At 71.1% G+C, this 12,318-nt stretch carries 12 protein-coding genes; 10 read left to right on the forward strand and 2 right to left on the reverse strand.

All coding sequences use genetic code 11. The features are described 5' to 3' along the window. Positions 1-69: 69 nt before the first annotated feature. The 9 genes from truB (at position 70) to BJ998_RS27060 (ending at position 9,076) form a co-directional block, all read left to right on the forward strand. Positions 70-930, forward strand: a complete 861-nt coding sequence (gene truB / locus BJ998_RS27020) for a tRNA pseudouridine(55) synthase TruB (RefSeq protein ID WP_246489568.1) — start codon at positions 70-72, stop codon at positions 928-930. 10 nt (positions 931-940) lie between these two features. Further along, positions 941-1,864: a bifunctional riboflavin kinase/FAD synthetase gene (locus BJ998_RS27025; RefSeq protein ID WP_184866076.1), complete on the forward strand. Its 924-nt coding sequence runs from the start codon at positions 941-943 to the stop codon at positions 1,862-1,864. Between the two features lie 84 nt (positions 1,865-1,948). Continuing rightward, a complete protein-coding gene (locus BJ998_RS27030; protein WP_184866078.1) occupies positions 1,949-2,431 on the forward strand; it encodes a helix-turn-helix domain-containing protein in 483 nt (160 codons plus the stop codon). A gap of 467 nt (positions 2,432-2,898) precedes the next feature. Then, a complete protein-coding gene (gene rpsO / locus BJ998_RS27035; RefSeq protein WP_184866081.1) occupies positions 2,899-3,168 on the forward strand; it encodes a 30S ribosomal protein S15 in 270 nt (89 codons plus the stop codon). 212 nt (positions 3,169-3,380) lie between these two features. Continuing rightward, entirely contained in the window at positions 3,381-5,618 is a 2,238-nt protein-coding gene (locus tag BJ998_RS27040) for a polyribonucleotide nucleotidyltransferase (RefSeq protein ID WP_184866082.1), read from the forward strand. A gap of 74 nt (positions 5,619-5,692) precedes the next feature. Then, the gene (locus BJ998_RS27045; RefSeq protein ID WP_221339201.1) at positions 5,693-7,000 is read left to right on the forward strand and encodes a M16 family metallopeptidase; all 1,308 of its coding nucleotides are present in this window, start codon (positions 5,693-5,695) and stop codon (positions 6,998-7,000) included. Continuing rightward, positions 6,997-7,764: a 4-hydroxy-tetrahydrodipicolinate reductase gene (dapB, locus tag BJ998_RS27050; protein ID WP_312890347.1), complete on the forward strand. Its 768-nt coding sequence runs from the start codon at positions 6,997-6,999 to the stop codon at positions 7,762-7,764. Before BJ998_RS27045 ends, dapB begins: the two co-directional genes overlap by 4 nt. A 12-nt stretch (positions 7,765-7,776) precedes the next feature. Next, a complete protein-coding gene (locus BJ998_RS27055) occupies positions 7,777-8,214 on the forward strand; it encodes a tetratricopeptide repeat protein (protein ID WP_184868961.1) in 438 nt (145 codons plus the stop codon). 52 nt (positions 8,215-8,266) lie between these two features. Next, a complete protein-coding gene (locus BJ998_RS27060; RefSeq protein ID WP_184866085.1) occupies positions 8,267-9,076 on the forward strand; it encodes an SAM-dependent methyltransferase in 810 nt (269 codons plus the stop codon). Between the two features lie 99 nt (positions 9,077-9,175). Here BJ998_RS27060 and BJ998_RS27065 read toward each other — a convergent pair whose 3' ends face one another. Further along, positions 9,176-10,543, reverse strand: a complete 1,368-nt coding sequence (locus tag BJ998_RS27065) for a glycoside hydrolase family 27 protein (protein ID WP_221338138.1) — start codon at positions 10,541-10,543, stop codon at positions 9,176-9,178. Positions 10,544-10,670: 127 nt separating this feature from the next. On the opposite strand from BJ998_RS27065, the gene BJ998_RS27070 reads away from it, so the two are divergent. Continuing rightward, positions 10,671-11,813 carry an ROK family transcriptional regulator gene (locus BJ998_RS27070; RefSeq protein WP_312890348.1) on the forward strand — a complete coding sequence of 381 codons (1,143 nt, stop codon included), beginning with the start codon at positions 10,671-10,673 and terminating at the stop codon, positions 11,811-11,813. Here BJ998_RS27070 and BJ998_RS27075 read toward each other — a convergent pair. After that, positions 11,755-12,273 carry a hypothetical protein gene (locus BJ998_RS27075; RefSeq protein WP_184866089.1) on the reverse strand — a complete coding sequence of 173 codons (519 nt, stop codon included), beginning with the start codon at positions 12,271-12,273 and terminating at the stop codon, positions 11,755-11,757. The genes BJ998_RS27070 and BJ998_RS27075 overlap by 59 nt on opposite strands. Positions 12,274-12,318 lie beyond the last annotated feature (45 nt).

Consider the following 12,318-nt stretch of genomic DNA (forward strand, 5'->3'; position numbering starts at 1 on the left):
TCACAACCGCTTCGCTCCCGACGTCCGCAGAACCGACAGCGCACGCCCGGCACCACCGCCAACGCCGGCCTGGTGGTCGTGGACAAGCCCGCCGGGCTGACCTCGCACGACGTGGTGGCCCGCGCCCGCCGGATCCTGGGCACACGCAAGGTCGGGCACGCCGGCACGCTGGACCCGATGGCGACCGGCGTGCTCGTGCTCGGCGTGGAGCGGGCCACCAAGCTGCTGGGGCATCTGGCCATGGACACCAAGGCCTACCTGGCGACGATCCGGCTCGGCGCGGCCACCACCACCGACGACGCCCAGGGTGAGATCACCTTCGAGGCCGACGGGTCCGAGGTGGACGAGGCCGAGGTGCGGGCCGGCATCGCCGAGCTGACCGGCGACATCCAGCAGGTGCCCAGCTCCGTCAGCGCCGTCAAGGTCGACGGCAAGCGCGCCTACGCCCGGGTGCGCGCCGGCGAAGAGGTCGAGCTCGCCGCCCGGCCCGTCACCGTCAGCCGCTTCGACCTGCTCCTGCTGCGGCGTGAGGACAAGGCCACCGAGCTGGACGTCATGGTCGAGTGCTCGTCCGGCACCTACGTCCGGGCGCTGGCCCGGGACCTCGGCCGGCGGCTCGGCGTCGGCGGCCACCTGGTGGCCCTGCGCCGGACCCGGGTCGGCCCGTTCGACCTGCGCACCGCCCGCACCCTGGAGCAGCTCGAGGAGGAGCCGGCGCTGTCGCTGGACCTCGCCGAGGCCGTCAACACGGCGTTCCCGCGCCACGACATCGACCTGCCGTCCGCGGCGGCGCTGTCGCACGGCCGGAAGCTGCCGGCCGCCGGCATCGACGGCCCGTACGGGGTGTTCGGTCCGGACGGTCGGGCCTTGGCGTTGGCCGTGGACACGGAGGGTGTGGCAAAGCCGTTGGTGGTTCTGGCGGTCGACTAGGCTCACAACCGTGCAGCGCTGGCGTGGGCTTGAGCATCTTCCGAGCGGCTGGGGTCGCTGTGTCCTGACGATCGGCGTGTTCGACGGAGTGCACCGGGGACACCGGGAGCTGATCAGCCGGGCGGTGGAGCTGGCGGCGAAGCGGGACCTGCCGAGCGTGGTGATGACGTTCGACCCGCATCCGTCCGAAGTGGTCCGCCCGGGCAGCCACCCGGCCCAGCTGACGACGCTCAAGCGCCGCGCCGACCTGGTGGAGGAGCTGGGCGTGGACGTGTTCTGCGTGCTGCCGTTCACCCCGGAGCTGTCCCGCATGCCGGCGGACGTGTTCGTGCACGAGCTGCTGGTGGAGCAGCTGCACGTGGCCGCCGTGGTGGTGGGGGAGAACTTCACCTTCGGCCGGGGCGCGGCCGGCGACGTGGCGCTGCTGCGCACGCTGGGCAGCCGCTTCGGCTTCACGGCCGAGGGCGAGAGCCTGGTCAGCGAGGACCACCTGGTCTACTCCTCGACGTACATCAGGGCCTGCATCGACGCCGGCGACGTGGTGGCGGCCGAGCACGCGCTCGGCCGGCCGCACCGGCTGGAGGGCATCGTGGTCCGCGGCGACGGTCGGGGCCGCGACCTGGGCTTCCCGACGGCCAACCTGTCCACGCCGAAGTTCGCGGCGGTGCCGGCGGACGGCGTCTACGCGTGCCGCTTCATCCAGGGCGGCGCGGTGCGCGACGCGGCGGTGTCGGTCGGCACGAACCCCACGTTCTCCGGGCGGGAGCGCCGGGTGGAGGCGTTCGTGCTGGACGTCAGCGAGGACTTCTACGGCCAGCGGGTGGCGCTGGACTTCGTGGCGCGGCTGCGCGGGCAGCTGAAGTTCGACTCCAGCGACGCCCTGGTCGAGCAGATGCATCTGGACGTCGAAGAGGCCCGGCGGCTGCTGGCCTGAACGGCCGTCTCCACCCCGCGCGATCAGCTACGATCGCCGCGCGTGCGAATGCAAACCGGACATGTCGACGCGGAAGGGGGACACTTGGAGGACCACAAGATCGTCCAGCGCAACCTGGCGCTGCAACGTGAGTGGTACGGCGAGCCGCTCGGGGACCGGGTCCGCCGGCTCGTGGTGGCGTTCGACATCTCCCAGGCCTACCTCGCCGACGTGCTGGGGATCAGCGCGCCGATGCTGAGCCAGGTGATGAGCGGCCGCCGCGCCAAGATCGGCAATCCCGCCGTGCTGGCCCGGTTGATCATGCTCGAACGCAAGATCCTCACCCCCGGCGTCGCCGCCGGCGACCGCCCGGCCATGCAGCAGGCCCTCGACGACGTGCGGGAGTCCCGGCCGACTGTGGACCGCGACGCGCTGCCGGTGCACGACGGCCGCGCCGACGTCGCCGCCGTGCAGGCGCTGCGCCGGGTCGCCCGACCGGAGGACCTGACCCAGGCCGCCGAGACGGTCCGCGACCGCCACCCCTGGCTGGCCGAACTGCTGCGCCGCGCGGCGTTCCCCCAGGTGTGAGGCTGTGCTCGTGCCGCGCGTTCCGCGCGGGGCTCGGCCCCCTTTGAGCCGATGCCTCGCCCTTGCCGTATTTCGCCCGCCGCGTCGGCTGGGTGGTGGGGTGCGTCGAGTGGCGGCGGCCGAAATCCGCCGACCGTGCGAAGCATCGGCGGGGCCTCGCGCTCCCCGTGCCGACGGCACCCGCGCGGAACGCGCGGCATCAGCACGGCAAATCACTCGACGTATCCGCTCTTTCGGGTTACAAAGGACCTTGGTGGACGTCGAGCGAGCTGGTGCTCATGCGGAGCGAGCGGACCCCGAGCGGGTACCGCTATTCGGCCCTCGGCGCGGTGCTGCTGCGCGGCCGTTCGTGAACACCTGCTAACCTCGGTGTTTGGGTCCGGCTGCGGTCCGTGGCGGCCGGTACCGACAACCCCCTGTTCAAGGGGGCCGCACGGGACGACCGCGACAGGAATGAGAGCACAGAAGTGGCACTGTCCACCGAGCAGAAGAAGTCCATCCTCGCCGAGTACGGCTTGAAGGACGGGGACACCGGATCTCCCGAGGCCCAGATCGCGCTGCTGAGCAAGCGCATCAGCGACCTCACCGAGCACCTGCGTTTCCACAAGCACGACCACCACTCCCGTCGTGGCCTGCTGCTGATGGTCGGCCGCCGCCGTCGGCTGCTGAACTACCTGACCAAGACCGACATCGAGCGCTACCGGTCGCTGATCCAGCGGCTCGGCCTGCGTCGATGAGCAGCGAGGGGGAGCGGCCGACGGTCGCTCCCCCTCTCCGCAAGTAGAACCCCAAAAAAGAGAACAACGGGACACGCGCAGCGGCGCACGGCGAGTACGGGTACGCCGGTCCTCGGTAGTGGTCCCCGGGAGCATCCCGCGGACTTCGATCGAAGACCGGCCTCGTCGCCAGGGACCGCGGGCGTCTCCCTGTGACGAGGAGAACCAACTACATGACCGATTTCGAGGTCCACGAGACCACCGCCGTCATCGACAACGGCGCGTACGGCAAGCGTGTCGTCCGCTTCGAGACGGGCCGGCTGGCCCGCCAGGCCGCCGGCAGCGTCGTCGCCTACCTGGACGACGAGACCATGCTGCTGAGCGCCACCACGGCGTCCAAGCACCCGAAGGACCACTTCGACTTCTTCCCGCTGACGGTGGACGTCGAGGAGCGGATGTACGCCGTCGGCCGCATCCCCGGCGCCTTCTTCCGCCGCGAGGGCCGTCCCTCCACGGACGCGATCCTCACCTGCCGCCTGATCGACCGCCCGTTGCGCCCGTCCTTCGTGGACGGCCTGCGCAACGAGATCCAGGTCGTCATCACCGTGCAGAGCCTCAACCCGCAGGACCTGTACGACGTGGTCGCGATCAACGCCGCGTCCGCCTCCACCCAGCTCGCCGGCCTGCCGTTCTCCGGCCCGATCGGCGGCGTGCGCGTCGCCCTGATCGAGGGCCAGTGGGTCGCGTTCCCGACCCACGAGCAGCTGGAGAAGGCCGTTTTCGACATGGTCGTGGCCGGTCGCATCGTCGGCGACGACGTGGCGATCATGATGGTCGAGGCCGAGGCGACCGAGAACGTGATCGACCTGGTCGGCGCGGGCGCTCAGGCCCCCAACGAGCAGATCGTGGCCGCCGGCCTGGAGGCCGCGAAGCCGTTCATCCGCGCGCTGTGCGTGGCCCAGCAGGAGCTGGCCGAGAAGGCCGCCAAGCCGACCGGCGAGTTCCCGCTGTACCCGGCCTACCAGCCGGACGCCTTCGAGGCCGTCGCCGCCGCGGTGACCGACGACCTGGCGCAGGCGCTGACCATCGCCGGCAAGCAGGAGCGCGAGAGCCGGCTGGACGAGGTCAAGGCGCTGGCGCTGGAGAAGGTCGGCGTGGGCGAGGGCGACGCCTTCGAGGGCCGCGAGAAGGAGATCGGCGCCGCGTTCCGGTCGCTGACCAAGAAGCTGGTCCGCCAGCGCGTGCTGCGCGACAAGATCCGCATCGACGGCCGTGGCCTCACCGACATCCGGCAGCTGTCCGCCGAGGTCGCGCTGATCCCGCGGGCGCACGGTTCGGCGCTGTTCGAGCGCGGCGAGACCCAGATCCTGGGCGTCACCACGCTGAACATGCTGCGCATGGAGCAGCAGATCGACTCGCTGTCCCCGGAGACGCACAAGCGCTACCTGCACCACTACAACTTCCCGCCGTTCTCCACCGGTGAGACCGGCCGGGTCGGCTCGCCCAAGCGGCGCGAGATCGGCCACGGCGCGCTGGCCGAGCGGGCGCTGGTGCCGGTGCTGCCCAAGCGGGACGAGTTCCCGTACGCGATCCGCCAGGTCTCCGAGGCGCTGGGCTCCAACGGCTCCACCTCGATGGGCTCGGTCTGCGCCTCCACCATGTCGCTGCTCAACGCCGGTGTGCCGCTGAAGGCCCCGGTCGCCGGCATCGCCATGGGCCTGGTGTCCGACGAGGTCGACGGCGAGACCCGCTACGTCGCGCTGACCGACATCCTGGGCGCGGAGGACGCGTTCGGCGACATGGACTTCAAGGTCGCCGGCACCAAGGAGTTCGTGACCGCGCTGCAGCTGGACACCAAGCTGGACGGCATCCCGTCCGAGGTGCTGGCCCAGGCGCTGGGCCAGGCCCGCGACGCCCGGCTGACCATCCTCGAGGTGATCGAGGAGGCCATCGACCGACCGGACGAGATGTCCCCGTTCGCGCCGCGCGTCACCGCGATCAACATCCCGGTCGACAAGATCGGCGAGGTGATCGGCCCCAAGGGCAAGATGATCAACTCGATCACCGAGCAGACCGGCGCCGACATCTCCATCGAGGACGACGGCACGATCTACGTCGGCGCGGCCGACGGGCCGTCGGCCGAGGCGGCCATCGGCCTGATCAACGCGATCGCCAACCCGCAGCTGCCCAAGGTGGGCGAGCGCTTCCTGGGCACGGTCGTCAAGACCGCCGCCTTCGGCGCGTTCGTCTCGCTGCTGCCCGGCCGCGACGGCCTGGTGCACATCTCCAAGCTGGGCAACGGCAAGCGCATCGCCAAGGTGGAGGACGTCGTCAAGGTCGGCGACAAGCTCCGCGTGGAGATCGCCGACATCGACAACCGCGGCAAGATCAGCCTGGTCCTCGTGACCGAGGACGAGGCCGCCGCGGCGGAGGCCCCGAACACCGAGCAGCCGGAGCCGGCCGCCCAGTGAGCGCACGCAACACGAGGACGGCCGCGGGGGTTTCCCGCGGCCGTCCTGGCTATCGGCAACGTCCGGGCAGCACGCTGACCCTGGAGCGCACCGCCGGCGGCGGCGCGGTCCGGCGCAGCCTGCTGCCGGGTGGCCTGCGGGTGGTCACCGAGCAGATCCCGGGCGTGCGGTCGGCGTCGGTGGGCATCTGGGTCAACGTGGGCTCCCGGGACGAGCTGCCGCCGGTCGCCGGCGCCGCGCACTACCTGGAGCACCTGCTGTTCAAGGGCACCGACCGGCGCACGTCGGCGGGCATCTCCGAGGAGATCGACGCGGTCGGCGGCGAGCTGAACGCGTTCACCTCCAAGGAGCACACCTGCTTCTACGCGCACGTGCTCGACCAGGACCTGCCGCTGGCCCTGGACCTGGTCAGCGACGTGGTGTTCCACGCGGTCTGCGCCGAGCGGGACATGGAGACCGAGCGCAGCGTCGTGCTGGAAGAGATCGCCATGCGCGACGACGACCCCGAGGACCTGCTGCACGAGGCGTTCTGCGAGGCCCTGATGGGTGACCACCCGCTGGGCCGGCCGGTGCTGGGCACCGAGCAGTCCATCGGGGCGATGAGCCGCGACGCGCTGTTCAACTTCTACAAGAAGCGCTACTCGCTGCCGCGCATGGTGCTGGCGGTGGCCGGCAACGTCGAGCACGCGCAGGTGCTGCGGCTGACCCGCAAGCTCCTGGGCGACCGGCTCAAGGGCGAGGTGCTGCCGGTCGCGCCGCGCGCCGGCCGGGCCCGCATCCCGGTGCGGCGCGAGCTGGTGCTGTGCCCGGACGACACCGAGCAGGCGCACCTGATGCTGGGCATGCGCGGCCTGGACCGGCACGACGACCGCCGGTTCGTGCTGGGAGTGCTCAACGCGGCGCTGGGCGGCGGCATGAGCTCGCGGCTGTTCCAGGAGGTCCGGGAGCGCCGGGGCCTGGCCTACCAGGTGTACTCGTCCACGGCCGCGTACGCCGACACCGGCAACCTGTGCGTGTACGCGGGCTGCACCCCGGACAAGCTCGGCGAGGTCGCCGGCGTGGTCCGCGGCGTGCTGGACGACGTGGCCCGCAACGGCCTGTCCGCGGCCGAGGTGGCCCGCGGCAAGGGGCAGTTGCGCGGCGGCCTGGTGCTGGGCCTGGAGGACACCAGCTCCCGGATGTCCCGCATCGGCAAGGGCGAGCTGAACTACGGCGACCACCTGACCGTCGAGGAGACGCTGGCGCGGATCGACTCCGTCACCGAGGAGGAGGTCGCCGTGCTGGCCAAGGAGCTGCTGCGGCGCCCCGTCTCGGGCTCGGTGGTCGGCCCGTACGACCACCGCGACGACCTGCCGGCCGAGGTGCATGAGGTGATCAAGTGACGAGGGACTACGCGGCCGAGCCGCTGCGGGTCGGGGTGCTCGGCGCCAAGGGCAAGATGGGCGCCGAGGTGTGCAACGCCGTCGAGCACGCGGACGACCTGTCGCTGGTGGCGGCGATCGACGCCGGCGACGCGCTGGAGACGCTGACCGACGCGGGCGCCGAGGCGGTCGTCGACTTCACCCACCCCGACGTGGTGATGGGCAATCTCGAGTTCGCGGTGAACTGCGGCATCCACTGCGTGGTCGGCACGACCGGCTTCACCGAGGAGCGGCTGGCCACCCTGCGCGGCTGGCTGGACGTCTCGCCCGGCCTGGGCGTGCTGATCGCCCCGAACTTCGCCATCGGCGCCGTGCTGACGATGAAGTTCTCCGAGCTGGCGGCCAAGTACTACGAGTCCGTGGAAGTCATCGAGCTGCACCACCCGCGCAAGGCCGACGCCCCCTCCGGCACGGCCGCGCGCACCGCGCAGCTGATCGCCGCCGCGCGGGCCGAGGCGGGCCTGCCGGCCAGCCCGGACGCCACCAGCCAGGAGCTGGACGGCGCGCGTGGGGCTCTGGTGGACGACGTGCGGGTGCACTCGATCCGGCTGTCCGGCCTGATCGCCCACCAGGAGGTGCTGTTCGGCACCGAGGGCGAGACGCTGTCCATCCGGCACGACTCGATGGACCGCAAGTCGTTCATGCCGGGCGTGCTGCTGGCCGTGCGCTCCGTGCCGACGCTGCCCGGACTGACCGTCGGCCTGGACTCACTGCTCGGGCTGTAAGGAGGCCCAGAAATCAAGGCACTGTGGACGGCGATCGCCCTGACGGCCGCGCTGGTCGTCTACTTCGTGCTGCTTGCCGAACGGGCCGTGCTGCTGATTGAGGCGGGCGGCCTGGTCGGCATCACGCTCGGGGCCGCCGTCCTGATCCTGCCGGTGCTGGGCGTCTGGTTCGTGGTGGCGCAGTGGCGGAACGGGATCAAGATCGACCGGCTGGCCCGGCGGCTGGAGGCGGAGGGCGGCCTGCCCGACGTCTCCGGCCTGCCGCGCCGGCCGTCCGGACGGGTCGACCGGGACGCCGCCGACGAGTGGTTCGCGCAGCGCAAGGTCGAGGTGGAACAGTCCCCCGAGGACTGGCGCGCCTGGTTCCGGCTGGCCCACGCCTACGACGTGGCCGGCGACCGGGGGCGGGCGCGGGAGGCCATGCGGAAGGCGATCGAGCTTGGTGGCTGATCGCCGTTTCTCCGGTAAGGTCGACGCGGGGGCAGAGAGTCGTGGGGCCACTGTGGGATTACGGAGTTGGGTACCGGCCGAGGTTGACGTCACCAAGCCGAGTGCCGCGCGCGTGTACGACGCCTTCCTGGGTGGCGGCCACAACTTCGCCGCCGACCGTGAGTTCGCGCGCCGCGCCGAGCAGGTGCTGCCGGGCGTCACGGTGTCCAGCCGGGCCAACCGGAAGTTCCTGCGGCGGGTCGTGACGTACGCGGCCGCCCAGGGCATCCGCCAGTTCCTGGACATCGGCTCGGGCATTCCGACCGCCGGCAACGTGCACGAGATCGCGCTGCAGGCCAGCGCCGACAGCCGCATCGTCTACGTGGACAACGAGGCGGTCGCGGTCGCGCACAGCGAGCTGATGCTGGCCGACGTGCCGCAGGCCAAGGTGATCGACGCCGACCTGCGCTCGCCCGGCGAGGTGCTCAACCACGCCGTGGTCCGCGAGATGATCGACTTCGACCGGCCGGTGCTGCTGCTGATGCTGGCCGTGCTGCACTTCGTGCCGGAGCCGGCCGACCTGGGGCCGCTGATCGAGCGGTACCGCAACAAGCTCGCCCCGGGCAGCATGCTGGCCATCACCCACGCCACCGGCGACCACCGGCCCAAGGAGCAGGAGGAGGGGCTGGTGAACCTGTACTCGAAGAGCACCAACACGGCGTTCAACCGGTCCCGCAAGCAGATCGCGGCGCTGTTCGGCGACTTCGAGATGGTGGAGCCGGGCGCGGTCTACGTGCCGGAGTGGCGGCCCGACGAGGGCGAGGCCGAGGAGCACCCCGAGCGCTTCCTCTTCTTCGGCGGCGTAGGCGTCAAACCCGCCTGACCCCGCGAGTCACGCTCTCAGGCAGTGCGAATGTCGGTTTCGGGCATCGGCTGCCCGAAACCGACATTCGGTGTGCCCCAGAGCGTGACTCGCGGGGGTTCAGCGCCAGACCTTGAGGAGCTTCGCCGAGTGCGGGGCCAGGTTCGCGCTGAACGAGTTGGTGAACTTGCCCAGCTGCTGGTGCGACCACAGGTCGCGCACGCTCGCCTTGCCGTGGAAGCCGAAGTCGGACCAGTTCGCCGTCACGGTCGCGGGCGAGGTGTCCAGGTTGAACAGGGCGACCGTGTACGAGCCGTCGGCGTTGCGCGTCCACCAGGTCTGCTGCGGGGTGTGCGCGACGACCGGCTTGGCCGCGCGGCCGGCCTGGTCGACGGCGATGACCTCGTCGTTGGTGAGCAGCGACAGGCCGTAGGAGTCCAGCTTGGTCAGGTCGTCGCCGGTGTAGAGCGGCGCCGCCTCGATGGCCCACAGCGTCATGTACAGCTGCCGCTCGTCGTTGGACAGGCCGTCCATCTGCCCGTTGCCGACGTCGAGCGAGTCGAGGTTGTTCCAGCCGCCGCGGCCGGTGTCGCCGATCCACGGCACCACGTCGTCGAACCGCTTGACCAGCGAGTTCTGCCAGGTGACGAGCGTGTCGCAGTAGCACTCGACGTCGGTGTCGACGCGCCAGCCGTTGCTGTAGCGCTGCCACGTGTCGATGTAGTCGTGGTCGAGCGACCAGGACAGCAGGAACTGGATGTTGCGGCCGGTCTTCACCAGCGCCTTGGACCACGCGGCGACGTCGGCGGTGTTGTCGTAGTTGGGGCCGGTCTTGTCCGAGCCGGGGCCGACGCCGTCCAGCTTGAGGAAGTCGATGCCCCAGCCCGCGAACATCTGCGCGATGGAGTCGATCCACTTCCCGGCGCAGGGGTTGTCGAAGTTCAGCTTGTACGAGCTGTCCCAGCCGTTGGTGGTGCGCAGGTCCGGGTAGACGATGTCGCGGGTGAAGCAGCCGGGCGCGCCGTAGATCGGCGAGTTGCCGCCGTTGTAGGCCTCCTTCTCCAGGCCGACCGGCATGTAGGTGCCGATCTTCAGGCCCATGGAGTGGATCTTGCGCGCGGTGGCGGCCATGCCGTCGGGGAAGCGCGCGGCGTCGGTCAGCGGCCGGGCGTACTGGTCGTACTCGGGGGTCCAGTCCCACTTGCGCCACCAGCCGGCGTCGATGTTGACGTACTGGTAGCCGTGCGAGCGGAGCTTGGTGGCCATCACCTGGGCCTGTTCGAGCACGTGCTGCTCGGTCAGCCAGCTGTAGTCACCCTGCGTGTTCACCCCTGGGTACTTGGTCGACTGGAGGCTCCAGCTGCTCCACCCCAGGTACGGTGTGTTCGCCGTGGGTTTGCTCGGTGTTCTTGCGTCCGCTACCGGGGCAAGCCCGGCGATCACCGTGCACAACGCGGCGAGCAGGACGATCATGCGGGAACGGCGCATGGCGGCGCACTCCTGTCGGAAGGGGGCAGTCATGGCGGCGACGGGTTGCTGGCATGAAACTCCGCGTCCGATCGGGTGTCAAGGTCGTTAATTTCTGAGGGAAATAATGTTTGCTATGGTCAATGTCGTGTCCGCCGCGGTCCAGGTGTTCGCCGTGGTGCTGCGGCACGGCCCGATCTCGCGCGTCGAGGTCACCGCGCGCACCGGCCTGTCGCCGGCCGCGGTGACCAAGGCGGTGCGCCCGCTGGTGGACGCCGGCTACCTCACCGAGCGACCGGACGAGCGCGCGCCGTCCCGGCTCGGCCGACCGGCGATGCCCGTGCAGGTGGTCGCCGATCGGGCGTTCTTCGTCGGGGTGAAACTCACCGCCGACGAGGTCATCGCGGTGCGCACCGACCTCTGCGGCGGCACCCGGGACGTGGTGCACCGGCCGCTGACCTCGACCGCCGTCGCCGACGTCATCGAGGTCGTCGCCGACGTCGTCGGCGCGCTCGCCACCGGCTACGAGGTGGCGTGCCTCGGCGTGTCGCTGGCCGGCGACGTGCTGCGGGACACCGGCATGGTCCGCTTCTCGCCGTTCCTGAACTGGCGCAACGTGCCGCTGGCCGACCTGGTCTCGGCCGCCACCGGGCTGCCGACCCTGATCGAGAACGACGTCCGCGCGCTGACCGTGGCCGAGCACTGGTTCGGCGCCGGCGTCGGCGTGTCGTCGTTCGCCCTGGTCACGGCCGGTACCGGCATCGGCTGCGGGCTCGTCGTCAACGACGTGCTGCTGCCGGCCGGCGAGCTCGGCCACGTGGCGATCGACGTGGACGGTCCCGAGTGCTACTGCGGCGGTCGGGGCTGCGTGGAGGCGCTGGCCGCGGACCGGGTGGTGCTGGCCGGCTGCTCAACGGTGGTGGGCCGCGCGCTGACCATGCCCGAGGCGATCGAGCTGGGCCGGTCCGGCGACCCGGCCGTGCACGCCGTGTTCGAGCGCGCCGGCCGTGCCCTCGGGCTGGCGCTGGCCGCCGTGGCCAACCTGGTCGGGCCGGAGCGGATCGTGCTCACCGGCGAGGCCGTCGGCGGCTACGACCTGTACGCGGAGCAGATCCGGCAGGCGCTGGCCGCGCAGGCGTTCGGCGCGGCGGCGGCGTGCGAGCTGGTGGTGCGGCCGCTGCCGTTCGACGAGTGGGCCCGCGGCGCCGCCGTCGTCGGCATCCAGGACCTGATCACGCGAAGTGGGGCAGCACGTGGCTCAGCAGGTGCGGTGACGCTGCCAGCGCGGTGAACCGGATGAACCGGCCGGCCAGCGTCGTCACCACGAAGGCCACCACCGACATCCGGGCCACGCCGGCGAGGACCGTGGTCGCCATGAACGGCGGCATGCCCACCACGGAGCTGACGCCGGTAGTGGCGATCATCAGCTTCGGGTGCCGCTCGCACCGGGCCCGCAGGGCCGTGAACCAGGTGGCCAGCTTCGCCCAGGCCATCCGCCACCAGGTCCGCCGGCGCGGCTTGTCCTTGGGCTGCAACCACTTCGGCAGCGTGATGTGGCCGCGGGCGGCGAAGAAGTAGAGCAGCTTGCCGACCACCTGGCCGACCGCCACCACGCCGCCGAGGATCCAGCACGCGATCGGCGGGTGGTGCCCGTCGGCGATCATGCCGATCAGGAACAGCTCCACGCTGATCAGTGGGCAGATCGCCGAGCCGACCGCGACACCGAGGGAGATCGCCAGCCACAGCAGCACGGCGACTCCCTCCCCCGACCGAATGATCTCTGACCCGACCGAGGC

It is taken from the genome of Kutzneria kofuensis, from assembly GCF_014203355.1.
Classification (GTDB): Bacteria; Actinomycetota; Actinomycetes; order Mycobacteriales; family Pseudonocardiaceae; genus Kutzneria; species Kutzneria kofuensis.